The following is a 25,168-nucleotide window of genomic DNA, read 5'->3' on the forward strand; positions in this document are numbered from 1 at the left end:
GCTTCGATTCAAGGAAACATGCAGTAGGCGCGCCACACTCGCTGCGGCAATACTCCTGCAAGAAACAGGGCATTGCATCAAATCCTGACGAAACGTAAACCGGAATGGTTAATGTTTCGGAAAGAGCCGCGAAAGCGGCGTCTTTTCCTGGGACATTAACCGTCGCTTAACCATGGTTCCGCACTCGGTTTTGCCTTGGCACGCGCGCTGTCCTACTGCATGGTCCTTCAATCGGCACCGCAGTTCAAAGCGATGCAGCGCGCTTCGTGCGCCCGGCGAGACGGTACGAACGCTGGATGTGCGAACGGCCGGTTGCGGCGGTTGTTGAGGGTCGTGACGAGAGATTGGGCTGTCCCGTTGATTCATTTTGAGAACGTCGGATTGCGCTATGGCATGGGACCGGAAATTCTCCGGGACCTGACATTCGACATTCCACGCCGGTCCTTTCAGTTCCTCACCGGCCCTTCCGGGGCCGGCAAGACGACGCTGCTGCGGCTGCTGTTTCTTTCGCTCAAGCCGACGCGCGGACTGATTCGCATGTTCGACCGCAACATCTCCTCCATCCCGCGCGAGGAATTTCCGATGCTGCGCCGCCGCGTTGGCATAGTCTTCCAGGACTTTCGCCTTCTCGACCATCTGACGACCTATGAGAACGTCGCCCTGCCGCTCAGGGTGCGCGGCAAGGAGGAGACGAGCTATCGCTCGGACGTGCTCGAACTTCTCAAATGGGTCGGCCTCGGCGAGCGCATCAATGTGCTGCCGCCGGTGCTTTCGGGCGGCGAAAAGCAGCGCGCCGCAATCGCCCGGGCACTGATCGACCGCCCGGAAATCCTGCTCGCCGACGAACCGACCGGCAATGTCGATCCGCCGATGGCGAGGCGGCTGTTGAACCTTTTTCTCGAACTCAACAGGCTCGGCACCGCCGTGGTGATCGCCACGCACGACCTGTCGCTGATGGACCAGGTCGAGGCCCGGCGCATGATCCTTTCACAGGGGCGGCTCGATATCTATGAATGAGCACCAGCCCCGCCGCGAGCCAGACCCGCCGCCGCAGCAGCGCCGCAGCGAGATGCGCGTGCGCCCGACCGGGCCGATCGTACCCTCGACCAATGTCTCCGGCCATGCCCTGATGTGCGTCATTGCCATCATGTCTTTCCTCGCCTGTCTCACGCTCGGCGGCGTCAGCATGGTGCGGGCGACCGCGCAAAGCTGGCAATCGCAGATCTCTCGCGAGATCACCATCCAAATCAAGCCGGACGAGAATCTGGACATGGAGAAAGCGCTTGCCGACGCGCGCGATCTCGCCTTGACCTTCCCCGGCACGACGGGCGGCAACATCATCGACCGTGCCGCAACGGCCCGGCTCCTTGAACCGTGGCTCGGCGGCGGCCTCGACCTCGATGAATTGCCGGTGCCGCGGCTCATCGTGATAACAATCGACGAAAACAACCCGCCGGACTTCGGCGCGATGCGCAAGGCTCTGACGGAAACGATCCCCGAAGCCTTCCTCGACGATCACCGTACCTGGGTCGACCGCCTGGTCGCCATGGCGAACACCACGACGATGATCGGGACCGGCGTGCTGGCGCTTGTTTTTTCGGCCATGGTGCTGACGGTCGTCTTCGCCACGCGCGGCGCCCTGTCCGGCAATCGCCATATCGTCGAGGTCCTGCATTTCGTCGGCGCCGAGGCGAGCTTCGTGGCGTCAGAATTTCAGAAACACTTCCTCAGAATCAGCCTCAAGGGCGCCGGCGCCGGCGGGCTGCTTGCGGCGCTGTCTTTCGCGATTGCCAGCTTCTGGCAATCTCGGACGCTCGCAACCCCGGAGACGGATCAGGCGACGGCCCTCTTCGGCACCTTCGCCATCGGCTATACCGGCTATCTGGGCATTTTCGCCATCATCATCGTCATTGCCCTGCTGACGACGCTGACGGCACGGCTGACCGTGACGCGGACGATCTATGAGATCGACCTCATCCGGTCGGACCCTGGCCGGACGGACACTTATCAAGGTTGAGAGCCGTGATTCGCCCTTTATCCATCTATTCCCTGCCGCAATCGGCGGCTATGTGAGAGAATCACGATGGTTGAGGAGCTTCGCGAGAGCGGAATGGCCGACAGGGGCAAATGGCGGGACAGGGCCGCGCGCCGTCGGCGGTCTCGCAGCATGCTGCGGAAAATTCTGCGCCGCGGCTTCTTCGCGCTGCTGGCCCTTCTCGCCGTCTTCGTCGCCGGCTTCCTGCAATTCGCCGACACGGTTGCCTCGATGCAACCGCCTCCAGCGCCCCGTGCGGATGGGATCGTCGTCTTGACCGGCGGCTTCCAGCGTATCGAGCAGGCGGTCGAGCTTCTGAAGTCCGGCGCCGGCAGGCGGCTTCTGATTTCCGGCGTCCATCCGGCGACGACGGGGAGCCAGATACGCCGCAACACGCAAAGCTCGGCCGACCTCTTCAGATGCTGCGTCGATATCGGCCATGAAGCGATCGACACGATCGGCAACGCAACCGAGGCCGGGCAATGGATTCACGACCGCGGCTATCGGAGCATCCTCGTCGTCACCAACAACTACCATATGCCGCGCAGCCTTCTCGAATTGCGCCGCGTCCGGCCGGACACGGAGTTCATTGCCTATCCAGTCGTCAATTCGGATTTGAAGACGTCCAACTGGCTGCGCAATCCGCTCTTCATCAAGGCCATCCTGCTCGAATACGCCAAGTATTCCATCGCGTCATTGCGGGATCTTGCGAGCGAGCACTTGGGAAATAATTAGAGAATCAACGTCTCGCATGCCATCGGGCGGAAGAGTAGCGCACTGGACCTGAAGAACTGTTTTCCTCCGTGCGAGTTTCGTGTAGGCAGCGGAACGGCCAACCGTCTCGCGGTCAGCGTCGCGTTCCCATCGAGAGCCTGCCTGATGATCATCCTGCGTTCGATCCTCTTCAACCTGGTCTTCTATGCCAATCTGATCGTCCAGATGATCGTGCTGACCCCGATCTATTTTCTGGTGCCGCGCAAGACCGCTTGGTTCGTGCCGAAGAACTGGGTGCGCAGCAACCACTGGCTCCAGGCGAAGATCGTCGGAACGACCTTCGAGATCGAGGGTCTCGAGAATGTCCCCGACGGCGCCTACATCTTCGCGCCGAAGCACCAGTCCTTCTGGGACGCTTATGCGCTTCTGCCCTGGCTCGACGATCCCTTCTACATCCTCAAGCGCGAGCTGACCTGGATTCCGCTTTTCGGCTGGTACATCATCAAGCAGCGGATGGTGCCGGTGAACCGCGCCGCCCGGGGCAAGGCGATGACGGAGGTCATGGATCGCACCAAGCGGGAAATGGCAACCGGACGTCAACTGATCATTTATCCGGAAGGCACGCGGCGCCCACCCGGCGCCCCGCCGGAATACAAATACGGCATTGCCCGGCTTTATCGGGACCTGCAGGTGCCGGTTGTCCCGGTCGCCATGCATCCAGGCCTGTTCTGGCCACGCCGCAAGTTCCTGCGCTTTCCCGGCCACTTCAAGGTGCGTGTCTTGCCGCCGATCGAAGCAGGACTGGATCCGGACGCCTTTCTGGCCAAGCTGGTCGCGGTGACCGAGGCCGCAAGCGACGAGCTTCTCGTCGAGACCGTCAGGGCCAATCCGCATCTGCCCTTGCCGCCGACGGCGGAACAACGGCTGCGCGAGCTCGGCGCCGATCAAGCCTGAGCCGACGCTGGTTCGCCGGCGATGAGGTTGGCGGCGACCTCCTCGAGCCAGTGGTCCCGGATGCCCATCTCCCTGAGGTGGGCCAGCGTGTTGAGCACGTATTCCCTGTTGTGCCCCGACTTGCCCACGGCGGTTGCGACCGTCGCGGCTGCCGCATCCGCGGTTAGCGCACCGGCATATTGCACGTGATTGCGGTCGATCACATAGGCAAGCGCCGGCACGCGGCGACCGTCGGAGAGCTGTACCGGCATGGTCCGCTCCTTGTAGACATGGGTGACCAGTTCCCGCTCACGCAGATAGTCCGTCACCTCCGCCCTCTCGGCGGAGGCGACGCGAAACGCCATGCCTATGCAGGAGCCGCCATAGTCCAGCCCGAGCACGAGGCCGGGATGCCGCTCGGTGCCGCGATGCACCCAGGAGTGGACGCAGAGGGAGCGGCGATAACCGAAGGCCCGTGCCGTCTGCTTCTCCTCGAAGCGAAAGCCCGGATTCCACATCAATGAGCCGTAGCCAAAGACCCAAAATTCGTCCATATCCGCTGCCATTCAATCGATGTTGCCGCACTCGCCGAATCACCAACGGGCAAGGCAGCGGCCGACCAGAACTTTCTAGAGCGGGATGGGCAAAGGTGTGAAGCAGTTTTCCGCCTTCATCCCGTCGTAACATCTTGAGACCTTCTGCATGTTTCCTTGGATCGGAGCCTATCCAAGGAAACATGCAGCAATTCAGAGTGCTACAGCGACCTTTGTGCGTCTGATAAGACGCATGGCGCTGTAGAACGCGGCGCGGAAGAAAGATCCCGCGTATGCCGTGCATAAGTTAGTTTGCGGGAACGGAACCGGCCACCCGCAAAGCCGATTCCGACGCAGCAAGTGGAGTATGCGATACCATGACGGTAACCGAGGTCGACAATGGGCGGCCCGCCAGCCGGAAGTTTCTCTGGCTCGCAACGGGCATCATTCTTGTCGCCGGCATCTATTCCGGCGCCTGGTTCGTCGCCGCCGACCAGATCGAGAAACGGCTGCCGGCCTACCTGGCGGAAAAGCAGGCGAGCAGCCTTGGCGGCGAGTGCACCGACCTGGAGGTGCGCGGTTTTCCGTTCCGCATCGGCCTCTTCTGCGACAAGGTGCGCCTCGACGACACCCGCCACGGTGCGTCCGCATCCTTCGGTGCCCTGAGAACGGCGGCGCAGGTCTACCAGCCGGGACGCGCCGTCGTCGAACTCGATGGCCCCGCTGAAATCCGGGTCTCGCCCGGCGTTTCGGTGTCTGCCGATTGGACGCTCCTGCGTGCCAGTCTCGCCGCGACGCTCTCGGGCCTCGACCGTACGTCGATTGCCTATGACAACCTGACCGGCACGGTCCGTTCGCCGCTCATGGGCAAGGGCGTGGGCTTCGGCGCGAGCCACGGGGAAGTCCATCTGCGCCAGACCGGCGCAGATCTCGACGCGGCCCTCAGCGTCGAGAAACTCGACCTACGCCCGGAGGAAGGACCGAGCCTCGCCCCGCCCGCCAATGTTACGGCGGATCTCACGGTCTCGGGCAAAGCCGAATGGCTGCAGGGCGCCTCCGTCGCGCCGCACATGCTTCGCGGCACGAAGGGGGAACTGCGCCAACTGACGCTGGATGCGGGCGAGGGGATGACCGCCAAGCTCTCCGGGCCCTTCTCGGTCAACGATCAGGGGCTCATCTCGGGCGAATTCGCACTGACCTTGGTCAATATCAGCACCTGGCGGGAGAACCTCGTGAAGGCCATTCCCGAGGAAACCGACCTCATCAACAACGTCGCCAACGTGTTGGCCGCGCTCGCCGCTGGCAAAAACGAGGCGACCGTCAAGCTCAATGTGCGCGACGGAACCGCCTTTCTGGCTTTCGTTCCGATCGGTGTACTGCCGGCGCTTTGAACCCGACCGTCAGGTCTACTTCTGATCCATGGCATGCCGGCCGAAGTCCGGCATCGCCGTGTCCTGACCGGCTTGGATGATCGACCGGCGGATCGTCCGGGTGCGGGTGAAGAGATCGAACAGCTTGTCGCCGTCGCCCCAGCGGATCGCGCGCTGCAGCGAGGCAAGGTCCTCCGAGAAGCGCGCCAGCATTTCGAGGATCGCATCCTTGTTGTGCAGGCAGACGTCGCGCCACATGGTCGGATCCGAGGCGGCAAGACGGGTGAAATCGCGGAAACCGGAGGCCGAATATTTGATCACTTCCGACTCGGTCACGGTGGCGAGGTCGTCCGCCGTGCCGACGATGTTGTAGGCGATGATGTGCGGCAAGTGCGAGACGATCGCCAGCACCTTGTCGTGATGCTCGGGATCCATCTCGTCGACCATCGAGCCGAGCGCCTCCCAGAAAAGCCGGAGTTTGGCGACTGCCTCCTCATCCGTGCCCGGGGGCGGCGTCAGGATGCACCAGCGGCCGCGGAAAAGCCCGGCAAAGCCGGCATCCGGACCGGAGTGCTCCGTACCGGCGATCGGGTGACCGGGCACGAAATGCACCGTGTCCGGCAGATGCGGCGCCATCTGCGCGATCACCGAGCCCTTCGTCGAGCCGACATCGGTGACGATCGCACCAGGCTTCAGATGCGCGGCGATTTCAGCGGCGACGGCGCCCGACGCGCCGACCGGCACGGAGACGACGACGAGATCGGCATTCTTCACCGCCTCGGCGGCCGAGAGCGTGTAGCGATGCCCGAGGCCGAGCTGCTCGGCGCGCTTCAGCGTTGCTTCGCTGCGGGTGGCGACGACGATCGTTCCGGCGAGTTGCCTGTCGAGGATATCCCGCGCGATCGACGAGCCGATCAGGCCGATGCCGATGAGGGCGATGGTTTCGAACTGCTGAGCCATCATTTCCGTCCCATGAATTCTGTTAGGGCCGCGATCACGCCCTCGTTCGCCTCTTCCGAGCCGATGGTCATGCGGAGCGCATTGGGGAAGCCATAAGCCCGCACTGCGCGCAGAATGAACCCACGGCCCGTCAGGAATGCATCCGCTTCCTCGGTCGATTGACCGCCGGCCTCCGGGAAATGGATCAGCACGAAATTGGTGACCGAAGGCGTGACGCGCAGGCCGATCGCCGTCAGCGCCTCGCTTACCCTCGGCAGCCAGGCCAAGTTGTGATCGAGCGCAGTCACGACGAAGGCTTGGTCTCGGATCGCCGCCGCTCCGGCCGCAATCGCCGGCGCACTGAGGTTGAACGGGCCGCGCACGCGGTCCAATGCATCGACGACCTCGCGCGGCGCATACATCCAGCCGATACGCAGGCCGGCAAGGCCGTAGATCTTAGAGAAGGTGCGTGTCATCACCACGTTGCGGTTGGCCGAAACCAGCTCGATTCCCGCCTCGTAATCGTTGCGCCGGACATATTCGGCATAAGCCGCATCCAGCACCAGCACGACGCCGGCCGGCAATCCGGCATGGAGGCGCCGCACCTCGTCCACGGGGATATAGGTCCCCGTCGGGTTTCCCGGATTGGCAATGAAGACGATCTTCGTTCGCTCGGTGACGGCAGCGAGGATGGCGTCAACATCGACGCGCGCATCGCGCTCCTCGACGGTCACCGGCGTGCCGCCGGCGGCCGTGACCTGGATCTTGTAGACGAGGAACCCGTGCTCGGTGACGATTCCTTCGTCGCCGGGGCCGAGATAGGTGTGGCAGAGAAGCCCGAGCAGCTCGTCCGAACCGTTGCCGCAGAGGATATTGGCAGGATTGAGCCCGTGAACCGCAGCGATCGCGTCCTTGAGCGCGTGGGCCTGGCCATCCGGATAGCGCTCGAGATTGAACGCCGCCTGCTGGAATGCCTCGATTGCGCGCGGGCTCGCGCCGAGCGGCGTTTCGTTCGACGACAGCTTGTGAACCTTCGCCACGCCCGGCGCATGTTCCCTGCCAGGCACATAGGCGGCGATGTCCAGGATGCCGGGACGCGGCTCAGGGCTCTTCAGGGCAAGGTTCATCGGCTCGGCTTTCGCGGGGAAGAATGCGGTTCAGCCAATACCGGGGCGGAGCAAATTTGTCGAGTGCGACGTCGTGGCCGCCTTAGGGGGCTTTCAACTCCGGCGCTCCAACGCGGGTGCTGGGGACGCCATGCGGTGCCAGTACCGGAACGAAGACGCGGCGCGAAGCACGCACCGCCAAAGGCAGGCCCTGATAGAGCCGCTTTTGTGCCTCGACGATGATCACCCCGGAAAAGACCGGCCACAGCGAGCGCCCGAAGCGCTCGAGCCCGTGACGCAGGCGCAGGATCATCTTTCGCCTGGAAGGGGGAAAGAAGAGCGCTTCGGCGCTGGCCCCCGGCGTGAAGTTCGTCTCGCGCAGAAGCGCAGTGAGCTGTCCTCGCGAATAGGGCCGGCCGGAACCGAAGGGCGTGTGCTCCATCCGTGCCCAGACGCCGCGACGGTTCGGCACCACGATGACGAGCCGGCCGCCGGGGGCGAGAACACGCCAGATCTCCTTCATCGTTTCACGCGGGCTCTCGGCGAATTCCAGCGCGTGAACCATCAGCACCCGGTCGATCGAGGCATCCGGCAGCGGCAACTCCTCGTCGAAGACCAGTGCCGTGGAGGAGAGCTCGGCTACCGGCCAGTTCACCGCCCCCTGCCCCGCCGGCATGAAGGCGAAGGTCCGCTCGGTGTCGGCGCGGAAACGCTCGAGATAGGGAACCGCATAGCCGAGGCCGACGAGCCGCTCTTCCGGCATGCGCGCCCAAACGGAAGCGAGCGCCATGCTGACGGCTTGCTCCGCCATCCGGCCGAGCTCGGAATGATAAAATTGGCGGAGATCGACGATATCGGTGTGCATGCGCAACATGTTAGCCTTGAAGCGGTAGACTTCAAGGCGAGGCTCACTACATTCGGCTAGACCCGCCGCATGCCCAAATGGGAGGACCAAGCCATGGCCGCGCTCGAACTTGACCTCTTCCTCTGCCGCACCGACAATTTTGGTGTGCTGATCCACGATCCGGAGACCGGCGCAACGGCGTCGATCGATGCTCCGGAGGAGCAACCGATCCTCGAGGCGCTGGAGCGGCGCGGGTGGCGGCTTACCCACATCCTGACGACCCATCACCACGGCGACCACGTGGCGGCGAATGTCAGCCTGAAGGAACGTTTCGGCGTGACGATCATTGGCCCGAAGGGCGAGGCGTCGAAGATCTCGGGGCTCGACAAGCAAGTGGCTCATGGCGAACGCTTCGACTTCGCCGGCCATCCGGTCGAGGTGATCGAAACGCCGGGGCATACCGCGGGGCACATCTGCTTCCATCTGCCCCAGGACAAATTGCTCTTCGCCGCCGATACGCTGTTCGCGCTCGGGTGCGGGCGGCTGTTCGAAGGATCGGCCGAGACGATGTGGCAATCGCTCAATCGGCTGATGGCGCTTCCCGACGATACCTCCGTCTATTTCGGCCACGAATACACCCTCTCGAATGCCCATTTTGCCGTGACGATCGATCCGGACAACACGGCGCTGAAAGAACGCGCCGCCGAGATCGAGGAGACCCGTTCGGACGGCGGCTTCACCGCACCGACGACGATCGGCGTCGAGAAAAGGACGAACCCGTTCTTGCGCGCCGGCGATCCGAAAATCCGCGCCCATCTCGACATGGAGAAGGCGAGCGATGCGGCCGTCTTCGCGGAGATCCGCAAGCGCAAGGACAATTTCTGATGCGCACCTCGCGGGAGACGACGGCGGCAACGATTATCGAAACGCTAGGGCTGGTCAGACATCCGGAAGGCGGCTGGTACGTCGAAACCTTCCGGGATGCCGACGGCGGATCGCGCGGCCATTCGACGGCAATCTACTATCTCCTCGAAAAGGGCGACCGATCGCATTGGCACCGCGTCCGCGACGCCGTGGAGATCTGGCACTATTACGCCGGGGCACCGCTCGAACTCAGCATTGCCGAACCGAATAGGCCTGCGGTGCACGTGCGACTCGGCCCGGACCTTCCCGGCGGAGAAAGGCCACAACAGGTCGTCCCCGCCGACTGGTGGCAATCGGCCGCTTCGCTCGGAGACTGGACGCTGGTCGGCTGCACGGTCGCACCCGGCTTCGATTTTTCCGCTTTCGAGATGGCGCCGCTCGATTGGCGGCCGCGACAAGATCACGAACGATAGAGCGCCCGCCCCTGATCCGGCCTGCCGACTACCTTCTCCCCGCTCGCCATGCCTGCCGGGCCCTTCGACGTGTCGTTGATCTAGCGCTCTTCCGCGTTTTTCGAACGAGACGGTCGCGCCGGCAGAACTACCCGCCAAACCGCGTCGCAGAGACGGTCACCGGTCCGATCTTCGTCGGAATGCGAACATAGACCGGGGCATAGACGTCGACCGTATTCGACTTCGCGTACCATATTTCCATCGTTTCCAGGCGGCGCAGATATTCGACGTCCTCGCGACCCTTCCTGTATCCAGCCTTCGGCACGAAACGGACGCCGCAGACGATGACCTCGCCGTCGAAGCCCTTGGTCTTGAAGTTCCGCGTCCCCTTGGCCGACAGCTTTATGTCGAGTCGCGATTCGCCGTCGAAGATAGGCAGCGTGTTGGGACAGACGCGGGTCGCCGCCGGAATGATCAATCCAGAGAGCGGATCGAGCACGTTGCGCATGTCGCGGCTCGTCACCGGCACCCAATTCTTCGGCAAAGGCGTGCGCTTCGGGACCATGCTTGCGCGTACCACATTGCCGTTGCGGAAGCTGACGCTGATCGCCCGCGCCTTTTTTCCGCTGCGATAGGACATCGAATATTGGGTCGCTCGAAGGCGGTCGCGGCCGATCATGCCGGAAACCCGTGTCTGGCCGGAGGTCGGGCTGATAATGTTCACCAAGCCGGCTGAATTCAACGTTCCCGAAATCGTGTAGCGATTCTGCTCGACCTCGGTGTGAAACGAGGCGCGCGCCAGCGGCAGGCCGGCAAGCGCTATGCTGTAGTCCGTTTGATGCTCGATTTCCGCGGCGAAGCAGGCTGTGGAAAACGTCGCGGCGGCCAGGAGTGCCGGCACGCAAAAACCAGTGCGCAACATCATGCCCGAAAGCCCCATTCTTATTCTCTTGCATGGATCCGTGAAGCGGAACCGATTCGAGGTCAAAACCATGCAGCAGCTCAAAGTGTTGCAGCGTCTTTGGTGCGTCTGAACGATGCCCCGCGCGGCTATGTCGCAATGCCTTGAAATGCAGGCGGTTTGCGGCATTTCTGCGCCCGGTGCGTCACATTCATTCGGCAGGCGAGACCAATGACGAGATTCCGCCTATGCCCGAAAGGAGATAGCGCGGCGCGGCACGGCCGGAAAGATGGAGGGGTCGTAACGGCGCTTAATTTTTGCTAATCCTTGGAATGGCGCGGATTTTGAGGAAAGCGCAGGTTTGGCTTGACTGGCGGCCCATCACTGACTATAGAACCGCGACTTTCCAATAATGGCCAGTAGGAACGCGGCCTGGGCTCTGGGCCCGCTACCGCATTGTCCGGCGGCGAAAAGAAAATAGGTGTACCATGTCCCGTAGTTGCGAATTGACCGGCAAGGGCGTCCAGTCGGGTCACAATGTGAGCCACGCCAACAACAAGACGAAGCGCAAGTTCCTGCCGAACCTGTGCAATGTCACGCTGATCTCGGATGCGCTCGGCCAGCGTTTCCGCCTGCGCGTCTCCGCTGCGGCTCTCCGTTCGGTCGAACACCGCGGCGGTCTCGACGCCTTCCTGCTGAAGGCCGACGAGAACGAGCTGAGCATGCGCGCTCGCCTGCTGCGCCGCCAGATCGTCAAGAAGGCTGCCGCAGCCGCCTGATCGGCGCCAGCGCCTTCCTGAGCATGGCTTGAAAGGCTTGCGGATCCGTCCGGCAAGCCTTTTTCTCGTGCTCGATATCATCGGCCGGATGCCTCTCTCCGGTAGGACCCTCTAACTGGTGGCATCACCCAGGATAAAAAAATGCTGATCAACCGTATGTTCTTTGTCTATGTGGCGCTGATGACACTGGTGGTCGTCGCGTCGAATTTCCTTGTGCAGTATCCGCTGCCCGGCTCGATCGCCGGCATGCAGCTCGGCGATCTCCTGACCTGGGGCGCTTTCAGCTATCCCTTCGCCTTCCTCGTTACCGACCTGACAAACCGCCATTTCGGCCCGCGCATCGCGCGCCGCGTCGTCATTGTGGGTTTCGTCGTCGCCGTCGCCCTCTCCTTCTTCGCCGCAACGCCGCGCATCGCGATCGCCTCGGGCTCTGCCTTCCTGCTCGGCCAGCTCCTCGACATCTCAGTGTTCAACCGGCTGCGGCGCCAAAGCTGGTGGCGCGCGCCGCTCGCCGGTTCGCTGATCGGTTCGGGGCTCGACACGGCGATGTTCTTCTCCTTCGCCTTCGCACCGTCCTTCGTCTTCCTCGGTCCGAACGACAGCTTCGCGCTCGAAGCCGCGCCTCTGCTCGGCCTCATGGCCCTCGATGCGCCACGCTGGATTTCCTGGGCACTCGGTGATCTTGCCGTGAAGATTTTGTGCGGTATCGTCCTGCTGCTGCCCTATGGCGCGCTGATGAGCGTCATCAAACCGATGCCGGCGGCCAAAGCCACCGCGTGAATGCTGAAGGCGACGACGTTTTAACAGGGCCGATTTGGCCCTGTTTCAATTTAAAGCGGATGAGGAAGAGTCGGCGTTGTTTCGATCCGCGCCTGTTCGGTTGGCGTCGTCTTTCAGTCGAAACTCAAGCATCAGGTTGCGCTCGAGGATCGAGTGATTGTCGTCGGAAACCAGGATCACCCGCATGTCGCCATCGGGCCGGGAGACCACATCGAGGCCTTCCATATTGTCGATCTGGTAGCTCATGTCGGCCTCGAGCAGCACCTCGCCGTCGACCACCGCACCCGGCCGGATATCGGCGGCCGCGAGCCGGCGAATGCGCATTCCGAGCCCCGAAGAGAAATTGAAGCGGCGTTCGAGGATGAGCATATCCCCGTTCGGCAGGAATGCGCCATCAGTGACCGCATAGGGGTCTTGGCGCACCACCGAGAACGCGCCCCGCATCGGTCCGTCGAGGATGCCCGCCAGGAGATTGCCGGACGTGTCGACGCTGCGTTCCGCGACGATCACGGCAGCACCGGAAAGCGGCCCATCCTTCGGTGCAATTGCGATCGTCTCCAATCCGCCATTGCTGCGCAGTTCCTCGACCGGAAAGGGCAGGCTGATCTGGCCGATGGGCCTCGAGGCGGCACAGCCCGGGTCGGGATAGACATCGACGCGTGACGCCTGCTCGAAGCTGACGATCACCGCGCCATCGCGCAGCGCCAGCCCTTCGGAATCCACCTTCCACTTTTCGAGCTGCGCCGCACCATTGCCGTCGGTCATCGCGGTGATGGCAAGGTCGGTCAGCCCCTGAAGCATACCCGCCTCGTCGCGAACGACGGCGCCCTCGACCCAATGCCCTGTATCCAGGACGGCGGCGAAGGATTCTCCGTCGGGCCGGAAGCGGATCGCCGAAACTGCGCCGAACAGCGCATTGGGCGAGGTCATTTCGATGCCGCCGATGAATTCGAGCCTGCCGAACGTCGTGGCGTCGGAACCGACCTTGAACTGTGAGATTTGCCGGCTTCGGATCGGAACGATCTCACACGGCGCTTCCGCCTCGGCGGCGGCGGTCGATGCCAACAGGAAGAGAACGGCAAGGGTTCGGAGCATTTCGAGGCATAACCTTCCAGGGAGGCAACGCAGGCGCTGAGGGACGGGCAGGCTCTTAGCAGATGATGGAGATACAGGCGAATTTGCGGCGCGGCAAACCGATCAGCCGGCCCGGCGCAGGCGTCCGACGCGGCCGTGCCGGTGCTCTTCCTCGAACAGGGCGGCAAGCTGCTCCGTCATCGCGCCCGCAAGTTCGTCCGCATCGACGATCGTCACGGCGCGGCGATAATACCGCGTCACGTCATGGCCGATGCCGATCGCCAGAAGCTCGACCGGCGAACGCGTCTCGATCTGCTCGATGACGGCGCGCAGGTGTCGCTCGAGATAGTTGCCAGGATTCACCGACAGGGTGGAATCGTCGACCGGTGCACCGTCCGAGATCATCATCAGGATTCGTCGTTGCTCCGGCCGGCCGAGCAGGCGGTCGTGCGCCCACATCAGCGCCTCGCCGTCGATATTCTCCTTGAGCAGCCCTTCCCGCATCATCAGGCCGAGATTGCGGCGCGCGCGGCGCCAGGGCGCATCGGCCGACTTGTAGACGATGTGGCGCAGATCGTTGAGGCGGCCCGGCGCTTGAGGCTTGCCGCCCGCGAGCCATTTCTCGCGCGCTTGCCCGCCCTTCCAGGCCTTGGTGGTGAAGCCGAGAATCTCGACCTTGACGCCGCAGCGCTCCAGCGTGCGGGCGAGAATGTCCGCGCAAGTGGCGGCAACGGTGATCGGCCGGCCGCGCATCGAGCCGGAATTGTCGATCAGCAGCGTCACGACGGTGTCGCGGAAATTCGTATCCTTCTCCCGCTTGAAGGAAAGCGGCTGCATCGGATCGATGATGACCCGCTGCAGGCGGGCGGTATCCAGAACCCCCTCCTCGAGATCGAACTCCCAGGACCGGTTCTGCTGCGCCATCAGCCGCCGTTGCAGGCGGTTGGCGAGGCGGCCGACGGCCCCCTGCAGATGGGCGAGCTGCTTGTCGAGGAAGGCGCGCAGACGATCGAGTTCCGCCTCGTCGCAAAGCTCCTCGGCCGTGATGGTCTCGTCGAACTCGCGCGTATAGATCGCGTAATCGACCTTTTCGTTCAGGTCCGCAAAGGGGTGGTTCGGCCGCTTGACCTCGCCGGGCGTTTCGCTGTCCTCGTCGCCCTCGTCCTGAAGGTCGTCGTCGGAGATCTCGGCGCCGTCCATCTCGCCTTCTTCCATCTGCTCCTCGGCAGACTGGTTTTCGTCGGCGGGGGCGGCGTCGGAGCCCTCTTCCTCCTCGCCGGCGTTGTCGTCCTGCTCCTGGCTGCGCGGCTGGTCCTCGTCGGTCTCGCTTTCCTGGTCGTCTGGCTCGATATCGTCCTCGCCGTATTTTTCGGCGACATCCATCGAAGCCAGCATGTCGCGCACGACCCGGGCGAAGGCCTGCTGGTCGTTAACCGCCGCGGGCAGGTTTCTGACGTCGGCGGCGGCCTTCTGCTCGATGAAATCGCGCCAGAGGTCGAGCACCTTGCCGGCGGAGGCCGGCGGCTTCTTGCCGGTCAGCTTCTCCCGCACCAGGAGCGCCACCGCCTCCTCGAGCGGTGCATCCGACTGGCTGTCGATCGCGCCGAAATTGCCCTTGGCATATTTCTCCTCGAGCATTGAGGAGAGATTGTCGGCGACGCCGGGCATCCGGATCGCCCCGATCGCCTCGACGCGCGCCTGCTCGACGGCGTCGAAGATTGCCCGCGCATCCGCGCCTTGCGGCGACATGGTCGCATGGATGCGGTCGTTGTGGCACGCCTTGCGCAGCGCCATCGAGTCACCCAGACCGCGCGCCACGGCGAGCTCGTGCCGAGTCGGACGCTTGGAAAGCTCCGGCAGGCGGATGCGCTCGCCGGTCATCCCCGGACGCTCGTTCGCAAAGGCGACCTCGAGCTCCGCATCCCCGGCAATCGACCGGACGCAGCCGGAGAGCGCCCGCTTGAACGGTTCGGCGGCGTTCTCCCTCGTTTGCGGCTTCGCCTTGGAATTCGAGCTCACGACAGTTCCTTCTTCAGCCTAGACGAAGCGATCAGGCCGTGGCTTCCAGCACGATGTTGGCGGCGCTTTCCTTCAGTTCGACGCCAAAGGCACGCTGGTAATGCTCGGCGACCAACGCCCGCTCCAGCTCGTCGCACTTGTTGAGGAAGGTCACACGGAAGGCGAAGGCGATATCGCCGAAGATATGGGCGTTTTCGGCCCAGGTGATCACCGTTCGCGGGCTCATGACGGTCGACAGATCCCCGTTGATGAAGGCGGCGCGGGTGAGATCGGCGACGCGCACCATCTTCGACACGGTATCGCGGCCCTTGTCGGCGGTGAACCCCTTCACCTTGGCAGCGACGATGTCGACTTCCTTGTCATGCGGCAGGTAGTTGAGCGCGGTTACGATCGACCAGCGGTCCATCTGCGCCTGGTTGATCTGCTGCGTGCCGTGATAGAGCCCGGTCGTATCGCCGAGGCCGATCGTGTTGGCGGTGGCGAACAGGCGGAAGGCCGGGTGCGGGCGGATGACGCGGCTCTGGTCGAGCAGTGTCAGCCGGCCGGAGGACTCCAGCACGCGCTGGATGACGAACATCACGTCCGGCCGGCCGGCATCATACTCGTCGAAGACGAGCGCGACGTTGTGCTGATAGGCCCAGGGCAGGATGCCGTCCTTGAATTCGGTGATCTGCAGCCCATCCTTGACGACGATTGCATCCTTGCCGACGAGATCGATACGGCTGACATGGCTGTCGAGATTGATGCGCACGCAGGGCCAGTTGAGGCGCGACGCCACCTGCTCGATATGGGTCGATTTGCCGGTGCCGTGATAGCCGGAAACCATCACGCGTCGGTTGTGCGCAAAGCCTGCAAGAATGGCGAGTGTGGTTTCCCGGTCGAAGAGATAGTCGGGATCGAGTTCGGGCACATAGGCATCGCCCTTCGAATAGGCGGGAACGCGCAGATCCGTATCAATGCCGAAAGCCTCCCGGACAGAGACCGTCGTGTCGGGGAGGTTGGAAATGTCGAGGTCAATCTTGCTCATCATGTCTCCAGAGCGGCCGCCGGACGGCACCCGCGCATACGCCTGCAAAAAGTGCTTTCTGTCATAATGCGCGTTGTTAGCAGAAACCAGCCTGTTTTAACAATTGATAGGCTTGAATCACGGCCCGAAAACGGTCTTCCGAGCCTCTGTCTCCGCCATTCGCATCGGGGTGGTGTTTCTTGACGAGTTCCTTGTAGGCGGCCTTGATATCGGCGGAGGTCGCCGAGGCGGCAAGCCCAAGCGTTTCGAAGGCCTTGGCCTCGAGCGTCTTCAGTTTGCGCAGCCGCGGCTCGTGCCGCGCCGATCGGGCCCGCGCCTCGTTGAAGAAGCCGAACGGATCGCGCATGCGCGCCTGTGCGCCCGCGCTGCCGGAGCGCATCTGGGATTGCGTCGGGCCGTTGCGGGCACTCTTGTTGACACCGACCGTCCAGGTGGGACGATGCCCGGTAACCGCTTCCTTCTGGTAGCGCGCGATCTCCGTGTCCGAGAGCCCGGAGAAATAATTGTACCCCTTGTTGTATTCCTTCACGTGCTCGAAGCAGAACATGAAATATTCGCCCTCGGCATTGCGGCCGACGGGAGCCCGATGCACGCCGGTCTTGTCGCAGCCGTCCCACTGGCACATGGGCGCAGACGGCTCCACGCGCGCCTCTGGCTTGCGGCGCGTGCGGATGCGATCAAAGTATTTTGAATCGAGCTTCATGGCATCCATTATGGGGGTTGCGACGGGTCACAACAAGAATTGACAAAGCGGAATGTTGCTGGCTTTGTGCGCGCATTTTGCATCGCCGGCGCCTTCGAGCCGTAAGAGCAAACAGGGAAATGGGACGGAAGCATGTCGCTGCAAAGCCGTATCGAAGAGAAGCTTGAGAAGGCCTTCCATCCCGAACGGCTGATGGTGATCAACGAGAGCCATCTGCATGCCGGCCACCAGCCGGGTTTCGACGGCGGCGGCGACACCCACATGCGCATCCGCATCGTGTCCAGTGCCTTCGCCGGCATGAGCCGTGTGGCCCGCCACCGGGCCATTAACGACCTGTTGAAATCCGAGCTCGATGCTGGCCTGCATGCGCTTGCCGTCGAGCCGGCTGCGCCAGGCGAGCCGACGCGCTGGTGAGACTAGGGTCAGGTCCTAGAGCCCTGCCGCCTCCTCTTCGGCCGGGCGGATACGTAGCTTGGTGATCCGGTTCTTCACCCGCTTCATGACGATGAAGCGCTTGCCGTAGAAGGTGAAAGCCTGCCGCTCCTCCGGAATGCTCTTGGCTTCGTGGATGACCAGACCGGCGACCGTCGTCGCCTCCTCGTCCGGCAGCGACCAGTCGAGCGCCCGGTTTAGGTCGCGGATCGGCACGGAGCCATCGACGACGATCGATCCGTCGGCTTCCTGGCGAACGCCCTGGATATCGAGATCGTGCTCGTCGGCAATGTCGCCGACGATTTCCTCGAGAATGTCCTCCAGCGTGACGAGGCCTTGGACTTGGCCGTATTCGTCGACGACGATGGCCAGATGCAGCTTACGCCGCAGGAAGGCGTTGAGCTGGTCCTTGAGATTGGTCGTGTCTGGCACGAACCATGGCTTCTGCGCGATCCTGACGATGTCGATCGTGTGCGGCTCGACGCCGGGTTCGGCCAGCGCCCTCTGGAGATCCTTCGAATGGACGACGCCGATGATGTTGTCGGTCGAGCCGCGCCACAGCGGCAGGCGCGTGAAGGGACTTCCGAGTATCTCCCGGACGCAGACCTCCGGCGGCTCCTCCGTGTTGACCGCCTGCATGGCGGTGCGGTGAATCATGATGTCGGACACCTCGAGTTCGCCGAGGTCGAGCACGCCGCCGAGCCGGTCGCGGTCCGCCTTGATCACCGCCCCTTCCCGATGCAGCAGGTCGACGGCGCCGCGCAGTTCCTCCTGGGCCGAAAGCATCGGCCTGTCAGAGGCGACATTCACGCCGGAGAGGTTCAGGAGGCGGCGGACGATCGCATTGATAAGCGCGGATATGGGGCCAGCGACCGCCACGAAGCGTCTTACCATATGCGCCACGGCAAGCGCGAACCGATCGGGAGAGGCGATCGCCCAGCTCTTCGGCAGCACCTCGCAGAAGAGAACGAGCAGCACCGTCATGCTGACCGTGGCGATCAGCACGGCAAAGTTGCCGACGAGGCCGAGCAATAGGCTGGTCGTCAGCGACGTCGCGAGAATGGTGACGAGGTTGTTGCCGAGGAGCAGCGTTCCAACCAGGCGGTCACGCCGCTCGATCAGGCGATTGACGACGCCGGCCCGCCGGTCGCCATTGCTCTCGAGCGTGTGCATGCGCGCCCGGGAGGTTGCGGTCAAGGCCGCCTCAGACCCGGAGAAGAAAGCCGAAAGGAGCAGAAGGCAGATGACCGAAAGGAGCGGCAGCCAATGGTCCGCCAGAAAGAGCCATAACGCCTCGGCGCTCATCGCGGATGCTTTTCCTTGAGGAAGCCCAGCACCTCCGAAGCCGGAACGTCGTCGGCGACGAAGGACTGGCCGATGCCTCGAGTCAGGATGAAAGTGAGCTTGCCGCCCTTGACCTTCTTGTCCTGGGCGATCGCCTCCATCAGCCGCTCGGCCGGCGGAAGGTCGCCGGGAATATCGGCCATCAGCGTCGGCAGTCCGACCGCCGCGAGGTGGGCTTCGACGCGCCGCGCATCGTCGGGGCTTGCAAGGTTCATCCGGGCGGAAAACTGGTGCGCCAGGACCATGCCGATCGCAACGCCTTCCCCATGCACGAGCCTGCGGCTGTCGTATTCGGTCGCGGCTTCCAGGGCGTGGCCGAAGGTGTGGCCGAGATTGAGCAGCGCACGCAGGCCGTTCTCGCGCTCGTCCGCGGCGACGACGTCGGCCTTGGCCTGACAACTGACGGCAATAGCCTCGATGCGCGCCGCGCCCCCGGAGAAGACCGCCTGCCAGTTGCGCTCGAGCCAGTCGAAGAATTCCGGCTTGTCGATCAGGCCGTATTTGGCAACCTCGGCATAGCCGGCGCGAAACTCGCGTGGGCTCAGCGTATCGAGGACGTCCGTGTCGGCGAGCACGAGATCCGGCTGGTGGAAGACGCCGATCAGGTTCTTGCCGTGCGGCGAGTTGATGCCGGTCTTGCCGCCGACGGAGGAATCGACCTGCGCCAGGAGCGAGGTCGGGATCTGGATGAAGCGCGAACCGCGCCGCACAATGCCGGCCGCAAAGCCGGTCAGATCGCCGATCACGCCGCCGCCAAGCGCGATCACCGCGTCATTGCGCTCGATTCTCGCGGCGAGAATGGCATCGCACACCGGGATCAGCTGCTCGAAGCTCTTGGTCTTCTCGCCTGCGGGCAGAATGAGCGAGACGGCGTCGATGCCGCTCTCCTTCAGGCTCGCCATCAGCGGCTCCAGATAGCGTGGTGCCACGTTTTCATCCGTGATCACCGCCATCCGGCGGCCCTTGAGGCGGGACGCGATTTCCCTGCCCGCCGCGGCAATCAGGCCGGGGCCGATGAGAATGTCATAGGAACGGTCTCCGAGGTTCACCCGGACCCTGCGCTCGGCGGGCGTCGCATGATTGTTCATGGCATATCGACCTTCTTGCAGTCGGCGATGGCGGCGAGGACCTCGTCGACCATCGTTTCCTTTTTCACGTCGCGCGAAAGGACAACGAGATCCGCCTCGGCGTAGATCGGATAGCGGGCGCGCATCAGGTTCTCGAGCGTCTGCCTCGGGTTTTCCGTCTTGAGCAGCGGCCTTGTATCGCGCTTGTTCACCCGCTCCCAGAGAACGTCGAGATCCGCATTCAGCCAGACGGTCAGGCCGCCCTTCCTGATCTGCCGGCGGGAGCGTTCGTTGATATAGGCGCCGCCGCCGGTCGAAACCACCCTTGGGCCCGACCGCAACAGTCGCTTCAGCACCCGCGCCTCTAGCGCCCGGAACTCCTCTTCGCCATAGGCGGCGAAAAGCTCGCTCACGGTCATGCGCGACACGCGTTCGATCTCATGGTCGGAATCGACGAAGGGAACGCCGAGCGCCTGGGCGGTCAGCCGACCAATCGCCGATTTTCCCGCTCCCATCAGGCCGATGAAAATCAGGTTGCGCTTACCGAGTGCGAGCTTCGCCCGTTCGGCGAGCGTCGCGAAAACCGGTTCGGTCACGTCGTTCATTAGGCGTCATAGTCCCCATTCCCCTTCGGTATCGACAAATCGGCCGGGGGCGTCAAGTCGTCGCGCGGAGCCGCGCCACGCTTCTTGAACTTGCCGGGCGAGCCGTTCATATAGATCACGGTCCGCTATGGCGTCACCTGCGTGCTGGAGACTGAAATGCCAACCCTGTTCCGGTTCCTGTTCTTCTGCGCCGTCGCGGCCGGGATGATCTATGGAACCATGGTGGCGCTCGTCACCTTCGTCGAGCCGGTGGAGCGGGACGTGACGGTGCGCATTCCGTCCGAACGGATCAATAAGCCGCAATGACGGATCTTTCGGAGGCCCACCTCGAAGCGTTCCTGGAAATGATGAGCGCCGAGCGGGGCGCGGCGGTCAACACACTCCAATCCTACGAACGCGATCTCAGGGACGCACGCTCCTTCCTGCGCTCTTCAGGAACGCGGCTCAATGCCGCCACGGCGGACGATCTGAGACGTTATCTCTCGCATCTGGCCGGCGAAGGTTTCAAGGCCTCCTCCCAGGCGCGCCGGCTGTCGGCGCTCAGGCAATTCTACAAGTTCCTCTATGCCGAGGGCCTGCGTGGCGATGACCCGACCGGCATCCTCGACGCGCCGAAGAAAGCGCGCACCTTGCCCAAGACGCTCAGCATAGACGACGTCACCCGGCTGATCGGCGAGGCCGAGGCCCAGGCCGCCGCCGACGGCGAGGACGCCTTCGCGAAGCTTCGCATGCACGCGCTGATCGAGCTTCTCTATGCGACCGGCATGCGCGTCAGCGAGCTCGTGTCGCTGCCCGCAAGCGTGCTTGCGCAGAACGGCCGCTTCCTTGTCATCCGCGGCAAGGGCAACAAGGAAAGGCTTGTACCGCTGTCGCAGGCGGCGATCCGCGCCATGCGGACCTACGGCGATGCGCTGCGCAAGAGAGCGGTCGAAGTGGAGAGCCCCTGGCTGTTCCCTTCCTCCGGAAAATCCGGCCACCTGCCGCGCCAGGTCTTTGCCCGCGACCTCAAGAGTCTCGCGGCGCGCGCCGGTATCAGGGTCGCGGCGATCTCGCCGCACGTGCTGCGCCATGCCTTCGCCAGCCACCTTCTCGCCAATGGCGCAGACCTTCGCGCCGTCCAGGAACTGCTCGGTCATTCGGACATTTCGACGACACAAATCTATACGCATGTGCTGGAAGAACGGCTGCACGAGCTGGTGCAAAACCACCACCCTCTTGCCAAACAGGCGAAAAAACAGGATTAGGACCGGCGGGGCAGGTTGGCTTTGCCGGGCGGTCCTTGTCGCAAAATGATCGGAAACGCATCTCATGCACAACTATCTCGACTTCGAAAAACCCATCTCTGATCTCGAGGGCAAGATCCTCGAATTGAAGAAGCTTGCCGGCGAAGACGAGAGCGTGAACACGTCCGACGAGATCTCGCGGCTCGAAGGGCGCGTGCGCGACGCGATGGCGGAGATCTATTCCAAGCTGTCGCCCTGGCAGAAGACGCAGGTCGCGCGCCACCCGTCCCGCCCGCATTTCCTCGACTATGCCGCGGAGCTCTTCACCGAGTTCACGCCGCTTGCGGGCGACCGCAACTTCGCCAATGACGATGCCATCCAGGCGGGTCTGGCGCGGTTCCGCGGCTCGCCGGTTGCGGTGATCGGTCAGGAGAAGGGCAACGACACCAAATCGCGCATCAAGCACAATTTCGGCAGCCCGCGCCCCGAGGGCTACCGCAAGGCGGTCCGCGTGATGGAGATGGCCGACCGGTTCGGCCTGCCGCTGATCACGCTGGTCGATACGGCAGGCGCCTATCCCGGCGTTAACGCCGAGGAGCGCGGCCAAGCCGAGGCGATCGCCCGCTCGACCGAAATGTGCCTCAACATCAAGGTGCCGATCGTCACCGTCGTGATCGGCGAAGGCGGCTCCGGCGGCGCGATCGCGATTGCAACCGGCAACCGCGTCTTCATGCTCGAGCATGCGATCTATAGCGTCATCTCGCCGGAAGGCGCGGCCTCGATCCTATGGCGCGATTCGACGCGCGCCAAGGAAGCGGCCAGCAACATGAAGATCACTGCCGAAGACCTGAAATCGCTCGGCGTAATCGACGGCATCATTCCCGAACCGGTCGGCGGCGCCCACCGCGATCCGCAGGCCGTGATCGGCCGCACCGGCACCGTCATTGCCGACGCGCTGAAAGAGCTTTCCGGGCGCAATGGCGACGAATTGCGGACCGACCGCCGGCAGAAGTACCTGAATATCGGCCGCAATCTCTAGGAGCGGATGAAGAAAAGCGCGAGTGGCGACCGCCATTCGCCTCAACCTTGATCAGAACCCAGGATTAACCATTGCGATTAGATTGACCCGCTCGGCAACCGGAAATCGGGACTGTGGCCAAATCTTGGCCATATTCGTGAGGTCATGAGAAACTGCCGTTTCGCAGGGGGCGCCTGCACGGTTAAGATTTCGTGAAGAATAATGACTTACTGATTCGTTGATACCTCTCCTTCGCGGATGAGGCATATACGGATGAATCTGGCTAAAACGGGCTTTTGCCGATGCGTTTCAGGAATCTTGCAATCATCACCGCCGTCGCAGCCGCGCTTGCCGGGTGCACCAACGAAACGCTCGATTCGGTCAACCTCTCCTCCGTCAAGAACAAGACGGAATACCAGCTTTCCAGCAAGATGGTCAGCAAGATGAGAGAGTTGGGGATGCAGAAGACATCCCCGATCCTGTTGCGCATCTTCAAGGAGGAGGGAACGCTCGAGGTATGGAAGGCGAATGCGTCGAGCCGCTTCCAGCTTCTGAAGAGCTATAAGATCTGCGCCTGGTCCGGCAAGCTCGGCCCCAAGGTGAAGGAGGGCGATCGTCAGGCGCCGGAGGGATTCTACCCGCTCTATCCGCACCAGATGAATCCCAACTCGAACTACTATCTGGCGATCAATACCGGTTTTCCCAACACTTATGACAAGGCGAACGGCCGCAGCGGCACGCACCTGATGATCCACGGCGCCTGCTCGTCTTCGGGCTGCTATTCGATGACCGACGAGCAGATCATCGAGATCTTCGCGCTCGCCCGCGATGCGTTCAAGGGCGGCCAGGAAAACGTCCAGCTGCAGGCCTTCCCCTTCCGGATGACAGCGGAGAACATGGCCCGCCACCGCGACAATTCGAACATCGAATTCTGGAAGATGCTGAAGGCCGGCTACGACCAGTTCGAAGTGACCAAGCGTCCGCCGCAGGTCAATGTCTGCGAGAGGAAATACGTCTTCAACCAGCAGAGCGACGGCAGCTTCAATCCGGCCGGCCAGTGCCCCGCCATGTCGACGCCGCCAGCCTTGCAAGTAGCCATGGCCAATTTCGACAAGGATTATCAGCGCGACTATCAAAAGGCGCTGAAGAAATACGACGGCATGGTCTGGTATGAACCGAGCGAAGCGGAGCGCAAGGCGATCGTTGCCGAGCAACGCAAGGGCCGCGAGCTTGCCTATGCGCCGACCGGCACGTCGCTCGACGCCGGCAAGCTGATGAAGGTGAGCGATCTCGAAAAGCGGCTTGCCGAGCAGAAGGAGGCCCAAGAGGCCAAGCAGGCGGCGCTGATCCAGAAGGAGGCGCTGGAGAAGGCGACCCGCGAAGGCAAGGCCGTGCCCGTCCCGCAGCAGAGCCCGATCGAACGACCCGTTCAACAGGCGGCGCTGCAGACGGCGCCTGTCCAGAAGTCCTTCTGGAAGCTGTTCTCGAAGAGCGAACCCGAGGCGCAGGCGACGGCACCCGTCAACGCGGCACCTGCCGAGCAGAGTGCGGCCCAACCGTCGGCTCAGCCGCCCGCCGAGCAGCGACCTGCCGCTGGTCAGCAGCGGGCAGCCACGCCGGCGGCCGCGCCCAATCCGCAGGTGGCCACCGCCCCTGTGGCCGGCGGAGATGCGGCACCGGCGGAGCAGCCGCCGAGGAAGCGCCCGTTCTGGAAGATCTGGGGCAATTGATGCCTGACGAGGCGAGGGTCGTCTACGACTTGAGGGGGCTGAAATGCCCCCTTCCCGTTTTGAAGACGCGCAAACGCATGGAGAGCCTGGCGCCCGGCGCGCTCATCGAAATCGAAACGACCGATCCCCTGGCAGTGATCGACATTCCGCACTTCTGCAGCGAGGACGGACACCGGCTGGAGCAGGCTGCGTCCACCGCGGGCGGCCACCGTTTTCTCATTCGCAAGAAGACATAGCCACGCGGGCAAGCATCAGTTGAAAAGGCAACGCACTCTCGAACACGATCACCGGCAATGCCGCTGCCAACAGGCTGGATGGCGCAGCCGGCAGCGACATACTGTCCGGGGGCGCAGGCAAGGACCAATTCGTCTTCAGCACGGCGCTCGGCGCGAGCAATGTCGATCATATCCGAGACTTCTCGGCGGTCGACGATATGATCGTGCTGTCAAGCAAGATCTTCACGACATTGACGCCCGGCTCTCTGTCGACGGGTCTTTTCAAGGACATCGCAGCGGCCAAGATCGATGCAAGCGATCGGCTTCTCTATAACGGCGATACCGGCGCTCTCTTTTATGATGCCGATGGTTCTGGCGCCGACAAGGCGGTGCAATTCGCCCATCTCGACAACAAGGCGGCGATTACGTCTGCCGACTTCTTTGTCGTGTGAGGCCACCCG

The 25,168-nt window shown here is 63.2% G+C and carries 28 protein-coding genes; 16 read left to right on the plus strand and 12 right to left on the minus strand.

The features are described 5' to 3' along the window. The first annotated feature begins 393 nt into the window (after nt 1-393). The 4 genes from ftsE to USDA257_RS24700 all read left to right on the plus strand — a co-directional run bounded on the left by ftsE (nt 394) and on the right by USDA257_RS24700 (nt 3,703). The gene (gene ftsE, locus USDA257_RS24685; RefSeq protein ID WP_231698945.1) at nt 394-1,017 is read left to right on the plus strand and encodes a cell division ATP-binding protein FtsE; all 624 of its coding nucleotides are present in this window, start codon (nt 394-396) and stop codon (nt 1,015-1,017) included. Next, nucleotides 1,010-2,017 carry a cell division protein FtsX gene (locus tag USDA257_RS24690; RefSeq protein WP_014765709.1) on the plus strand — a complete coding sequence of 336 codons (1,008 nt, stop codon included), beginning with the start codon at nt 1,010-1,012 and terminating at the stop codon, nt 2,015-2,017. Before ftsE ends, USDA257_RS24690 begins: the two co-directional genes overlap by 8 nt. A 93-nt stretch (nt 2,018-2,110) precedes the next feature. After that, entirely contained in the window at nt 2,111-2,770 is a 660-nt protein-coding gene (locus USDA257_RS24695) for a YdcF family protein (protein ID WP_048657514.1), read from the plus strand. 144 nt (nt 2,771-2,914) lie between these two features. Further along, nucleotides 2,915-3,703 carry a lysophospholipid acyltransferase family protein gene (locus USDA257_RS24700; protein ID WP_014765711.1) on the plus strand — a complete coding sequence of 263 codons (789 nt, stop codon included), beginning with the start codon at nt 2,915-2,917 and terminating at the stop codon, nt 3,701-3,703. Here the strand turns inward: USDA257_RS24700 and USDA257_RS24705 are convergent. Next, the gene (locus USDA257_RS24705; protein ID WP_014765712.1) at nt 3,694-4,248 is read right to left on the minus strand and encodes a gamma-glutamylcyclotransferase; all 555 of its coding nucleotides are present in this window, start codon (nt 4,246-4,248) and stop codon (nt 3,694-3,696) included. The genes USDA257_RS24700 and USDA257_RS24705 overlap by 10 nt on opposite strands. Before the next feature lie 344 nt (nt 4,249-4,592). On the opposite strand from USDA257_RS24705, the gene USDA257_RS24710 reads away from it, so the two are divergent. Beyond that, nucleotides 4,593-5,606, plus strand: coding sequence for a DUF2125 domain-containing protein (locus USDA257_RS24710; protein ID WP_014765713.1), 1,014 nt, complete (start codon nt 4,593-4,595; stop codon nt 5,604-5,606). A gap of 15 nt (nt 5,607-5,621) precedes the next feature. Here USDA257_RS24710 and USDA257_RS24715 read toward each other — a convergent pair whose 3' ends face one another. The 3 genes from USDA257_RS24715 to USDA257_RS24725 form a co-directional block, all read right to left on the minus strand. Next, the gene (locus tag USDA257_RS24715; RefSeq protein ID WP_014765714.1) at nt 5,622-6,548 is read right to left on the minus strand and encodes a prephenate/arogenate dehydrogenase family protein; all 927 of its coding nucleotides are present in this window, start codon (nt 6,546-6,548) and stop codon (nt 5,622-5,624) included. Next, nucleotides 6,545-7,651: a histidinol-phosphate transaminase gene (gene hisC, locus USDA257_RS24720; protein WP_014765715.1), complete on the minus strand. Its 1,107-nt coding sequence runs from the start codon at nt 7,649-7,651 to the stop codon at nt 6,545-6,547. Before hisC ends, USDA257_RS24715 begins: the two co-directional genes overlap by 4 nt. A gap of 82 nt (nt 7,652-7,733) precedes the next feature. Next, complete coding sequence (locus USDA257_RS24725) at nt 7,734-8,504, minus strand: class I SAM-dependent methyltransferase (RefSeq protein ID WP_041414639.1); 771 nt, start codon at nt 8,502-8,504, stop codon at nt 7,734-7,736. Nucleotides 8,505-8,588: 84 nt separating this feature from the next. On the opposite strand from USDA257_RS24725, the gene gloB reads away from it, so the two are divergent. Continuing rightward, a complete protein-coding gene (gene gloB, locus USDA257_RS24730; RefSeq protein WP_041414640.1) occupies nt 8,589-9,359 on the plus strand; it encodes a hydroxyacylglutathione hydrolase in 771 nt (256 codons plus the stop codon). Beyond that, nucleotides 9,359-9,811, plus strand: coding sequence for a cupin domain-containing protein (locus USDA257_RS24735; protein ID WP_014765717.1), 453 nt, complete (start codon nt 9,359-9,361; stop codon nt 9,809-9,811). The genes gloB and USDA257_RS24735 overlap by 1 nt, the downstream gene beginning before the upstream one ends. 127 nt (nt 9,812-9,938) lie before the next feature. Here the strand turns inward: USDA257_RS24735 and USDA257_RS24740 are convergent, their stop codons facing one another. Then, on the minus strand, nt 9,939-10,730 hold the full coding sequence (locus USDA257_RS24740; protein ID WP_041414641.1) for a DUF3108 domain-containing protein: 792 nt from the start codon (nt 10,728-10,730) through the stop codon (nt 9,939-9,941). A 449-nt stretch (nt 10,731-11,179) separates the two neighbouring features. On the opposite strand from USDA257_RS24740, the gene rpmB reads away from it, so the two are divergent. After that, on the plus strand, nt 11,180-11,470 hold the full coding sequence (gene rpmB / locus USDA257_RS24745; RefSeq protein ID WP_014329560.1) for a 50S ribosomal protein L28: 291 nt from the start codon (nt 11,180-11,182) through the stop codon (nt 11,468-11,470). Nucleotides 11,471-11,611: 141 nt separating this feature from the next. Continuing rightward, nucleotides 11,612-12,250, plus strand: coding sequence for a VUT family protein (locus USDA257_RS24750; RefSeq protein WP_014765720.1), 639 nt, complete (start codon nt 11,612-11,614; stop codon nt 12,248-12,250). A gap of 45 nt (nt 12,251-12,295) precedes the next feature. Here the strand turns inward: USDA257_RS24750 and USDA257_RS24755 are convergent, their stop codons facing one another. The 4 genes from USDA257_RS24755 to USDA257_RS24770 form a co-directional block, all read right to left on the minus strand. Further along, a complete protein-coding gene (locus USDA257_RS24755; protein ID WP_014765721.1) occupies nt 12,296-13,345 on the minus strand; it encodes an esterase-like activity of phytase family protein in 1,050 nt (349 codons plus the stop codon). A 102-nt stretch (nt 13,346-13,447) separates the two neighbouring features. After that, nucleotides 13,448-15,343, minus strand: coding sequence for a cobaltochelatase subunit CobT (cobT, locus tag USDA257_RS24760; protein WP_014765722.1), 1,896 nt, complete (start codon nt 15,341-15,343; stop codon nt 13,448-13,450). A gap of 31 nt (nt 15,344-15,374) precedes the next feature. Further along, complete coding sequence (gene cobS / locus USDA257_RS24765; RefSeq protein ID WP_014765723.1) at nt 15,375-16,370, minus strand: cobaltochelatase subunit CobS; 996 nt, start codon at nt 16,368-16,370, stop codon at nt 15,375-15,377. 76 nt (nt 16,371-16,446) lie between these two features. After that, nucleotides 16,447-17,082, minus strand: coding sequence for a J domain-containing protein (locus USDA257_RS24770; RefSeq protein WP_014765724.1), 636 nt, complete (start codon nt 17,080-17,082; stop codon nt 16,447-16,449). Between the two features lie 123 nt (nt 17,083-17,205). Here USDA257_RS24770 and USDA257_RS24775 point away from each other — a divergent pair, with 123 nt between their 5' ends. Next, nucleotides 17,206-17,487, plus strand: coding sequence for a BolA family protein (locus USDA257_RS24775; protein WP_014765725.1), 282 nt, complete (start codon nt 17,206-17,208; stop codon nt 17,485-17,487). A gap of 15 nt (nt 17,488-17,502) precedes the next feature. On the opposite strand, the gene USDA257_RS24780 is transcribed toward USDA257_RS24775, so the two are convergent. From USDA257_RS24780 to USDA257_RS24790, 3 genes are read right to left on the minus strand one after another with little or no spacing between them, the layout of a single operon-like run. Continuing rightward, nucleotides 17,503-18,810, minus strand: coding sequence for an HlyC/CorC family transporter (locus tag USDA257_RS24780; RefSeq protein ID WP_014765726.1), 1,308 nt, complete (start codon nt 18,808-18,810; stop codon nt 17,503-17,505). Beyond that, entirely contained in the window at nt 18,807-19,937 is a 1,131-nt protein-coding gene (gene aroB, locus USDA257_RS24785) for a 3-dehydroquinate synthase (protein ID WP_014765727.1), read from the minus strand. The genes USDA257_RS24780 and aroB overlap by 4 nt, the downstream gene beginning before the upstream one ends. Then, nucleotides 19,934-20,521 carry a shikimate kinase gene (locus USDA257_RS24790; protein ID WP_014765728.1) on the minus strand — a complete coding sequence of 196 codons (588 nt, stop codon included), beginning with the start codon at nt 20,519-20,521 and terminating at the stop codon, nt 19,934-19,936. Before USDA257_RS24790 ends, aroB begins: the two co-directional genes overlap by 4 nt. Nucleotides 20,522-20,677: 156 nt before the next feature. On the opposite strand from USDA257_RS24790, the gene USDA257_RS37245 reads away from it, so the two are divergent. The 6 genes from USDA257_RS37245 to USDA257_RS38080 all read left to right on the plus strand — a co-directional run bounded on the left by USDA257_RS37245 (nt 20,678) and on the right by USDA257_RS38080 (nt 25,159). Continuing rightward, complete coding sequence (locus USDA257_RS37245; RefSeq protein WP_014765730.1) at nt 20,678-20,827, plus strand: hypothetical protein; 150 nt, start codon at nt 20,678-20,680, stop codon at nt 20,825-20,827. Then, the gene (gene xerD, locus USDA257_RS24800) at nt 20,824-21,765 is read left to right on the plus strand and encodes a site-specific tyrosine recombinase XerD (RefSeq protein ID WP_014765731.1); all 942 of its coding nucleotides are present in this window, start codon (nt 20,824-20,826) and stop codon (nt 21,763-21,765) included. The genes USDA257_RS37245 and xerD overlap by 4 nt, the downstream gene beginning before the upstream one ends. 64 nt (nt 21,766-21,829) lie before the next feature. Further along, nucleotides 21,830-22,783, plus strand: coding sequence for an acetyl-CoA carboxylase carboxyltransferase subunit alpha (locus USDA257_RS24805; RefSeq protein ID WP_014765732.1), 954 nt, complete (start codon nt 21,830-21,832; stop codon nt 22,781-22,783). A gap of 281 nt (nt 22,784-23,064) precedes the next feature. Then, nucleotides 23,065-24,492 (plus strand): L,D-transpeptidase family protein, encoded by a 1,428-nt coding sequence (locus USDA257_RS24810; protein ID WP_014765733.1) that lies wholly within the window; start codon nt 23,065-23,067, stop codon nt 24,490-24,492. After that, nucleotides 24,492-24,728 (plus strand): sulfurtransferase TusA family protein, encoded by a 237-nt coding sequence (locus tag USDA257_RS24815; RefSeq protein ID WP_014765734.1) that lies wholly within the window; start codon nt 24,492-24,494, stop codon nt 24,726-24,728. Before USDA257_RS24810 ends, USDA257_RS24815 begins: the two co-directional genes overlap by 1 nt. A gap of 197 nt (nt 24,729-24,925) precedes the next feature. After that, nucleotides 24,926-25,159 (plus strand): hypothetical protein, encoded by a 234-nt coding sequence (locus USDA257_RS38080; protein ID WP_014765736.1) that lies wholly within the window; start codon nt 24,926-24,928, stop codon nt 25,157-25,159. Nucleotides 25,160-25,168 lie beyond the last annotated feature (9 nt).

The sequence above is a fragment of the Sinorhizobium fredii USDA 257 genome, assembly GCF_000265205.3.
Taxonomy (GTDB): domain Bacteria; phylum Pseudomonadota; class Alphaproteobacteria; order Rhizobiales; family Rhizobiaceae; genus Sinorhizobium; species Sinorhizobium fredii_B.

Coding starts and splice junctions, on each gene's coding strand:
- ftsE (WP_231698945.1), top strand. CDS start 394: ATGGGACCGGAAATTCTCCGGGACCTGACATTCGACATTCCACGCCGG.
- USDA257_RS24690 (WP_014765709.1), top strand. CDS start 1,010: ATGAATGAGCACCAGCCCCGCCGCGAGCCAGACCCGCCGCCGCAGCAG.
- USDA257_RS24695 (WP_048657514.1), top strand. CDS start 2,111: ATGGCCGACAGGGGCAAATGGCGGGACAGGGCCGCGCGCCGTCGGCGG.
- USDA257_RS24700 (WP_014765711.1), top strand. CDS start 2,915: ATGATCATCCTGCGTTCGATCCTCTTCAACCTGGTCTTCTATGCCAAT.
- USDA257_RS24705 (WP_014765712.1), bottom strand. CDS start 4,248: ATGGCAGCGGATATGGACGAATTTTGGGTCTTTGGCTACGGCTCATTG.
- USDA257_RS24710 (WP_014765713.1), top strand. CDS start 4,593: ATGACGGTAACCGAGGTCGACAATGGGCGGCCCGCCAGCCGGAAGTTT.
- USDA257_RS24715 (WP_014765714.1), bottom strand. CDS start 6,548: ATGATGGCTCAGCAGTTCGAAACCATCGCCCTCATCGGCATCGGCCTG.
- hisC (WP_014765715.1), bottom strand. CDS start 7,651: ATGAACCTTGCCCTGAAGAGCCCTGAGCCGCGTCCCGGCATCCTGGAC.
- USDA257_RS24725 (WP_041414639.1), bottom strand. CDS start 8,504: ATGTTGCGCATGCACACCGATATCGTCGATCTCCGCCAATTTTATCAT.
- gloB (WP_041414640.1), top strand. CDS start 8,589: ATGGCCGCGCTCGAACTTGACCTCTTCCTCTGCCGCACCGACAATTTT.
- USDA257_RS24735 (WP_014765717.1), top strand. CDS start 9,359: ATGCGCACCTCGCGGGAGACGACGGCGGCAACGATTATCGAAACGCTA.
- USDA257_RS24740 (WP_041414641.1), bottom strand. CDS start 10,730: ATGGGGCTTTCGGGCATGATGTTGCGCACTGGTTTTTGCGTGCCGGCA.
- rpmB (WP_014329560.1), top strand. CDS start 11,180: ATGTCCCGTAGTTGCGAATTGACCGGCAAGGGCGTCCAGTCGGGTCAC.
- USDA257_RS24750 (WP_014765720.1), top strand. CDS start 11,612: ATGCTGATCAACCGTATGTTCTTTGTCTATGTGGCGCTGATGACACTG.
- USDA257_RS24755 (WP_014765721.1), bottom strand. CDS start 13,345: ATGCTCCGAACCCTTGCCGTTCTCTTCCTGTTGGCATCGACCGCCGCC.
- cobS (WP_014765723.1), bottom strand. CDS start 16,370: ATGAGCAAGATTGACCTCGACATTTCCAACCTCCCCGACACGACGGTC.
- USDA257_RS24770 (WP_014765724.1), bottom strand. CDS start 17,082: ATGGATGCCATGAAGCTCGATTCAAAATACTTTGATCGCATCCGCACG.
- USDA257_RS24775 (WP_014765725.1), top strand. CDS start 17,206: ATGTCGCTGCAAAGCCGTATCGAAGAGAAGCTTGAGAAGGCCTTCCAT.
- USDA257_RS24780 (WP_014765726.1), bottom strand. CDS start 18,810: ATGAGCGCCGAGGCGTTATGGCTCTTTCTGGCGGACCATTGGCTGCCG.
- aroB (WP_014765727.1), bottom strand. CDS start 19,937: ATGAACAATCATGCGACGCCCGCCGAGCGCAGGGTCCGGGTGAACCTC.
- USDA257_RS24790 (WP_014765728.1), bottom strand. CDS start 20,521: ATGAACGACGTGACCGAACCGGTTTTCGCGACGCTCGCCGAACGGGCG.
- USDA257_RS37245 (WP_014765730.1), top strand. CDS start 20,678: ATGCCAACCCTGTTCCGGTTCCTGTTCTTCTGCGCCGTCGCGGCCGGG.
- xerD (WP_014765731.1), top strand. CDS start 20,824: ATGACGGATCTTTCGGAGGCCCACCTCGAAGCGTTCCTGGAAATGATG.
- USDA257_RS24805 (WP_014765732.1), top strand. CDS start 21,830: ATGCACAACTATCTCGACTTCGAAAAACCCATCTCTGATCTCGAGGGC.
- USDA257_RS24810 (WP_014765733.1), top strand. CDS start 23,065: ATGCGTTTCAGGAATCTTGCAATCATCACCGCCGTCGCAGCCGCGCTT.
- USDA257_RS24815 (WP_014765734.1), top strand. CDS start 24,492: ATGCCTGACGAGGCGAGGGTCGTCTACGACTTGAGGGGGCTGAAATGC.
- USDA257_RS38080 (WP_014765736.1), top strand. CDS start 24,926: ATGATCGTGCTGTCAAGCAAGATCTTCACGACATTGACGCCCGGCTCT.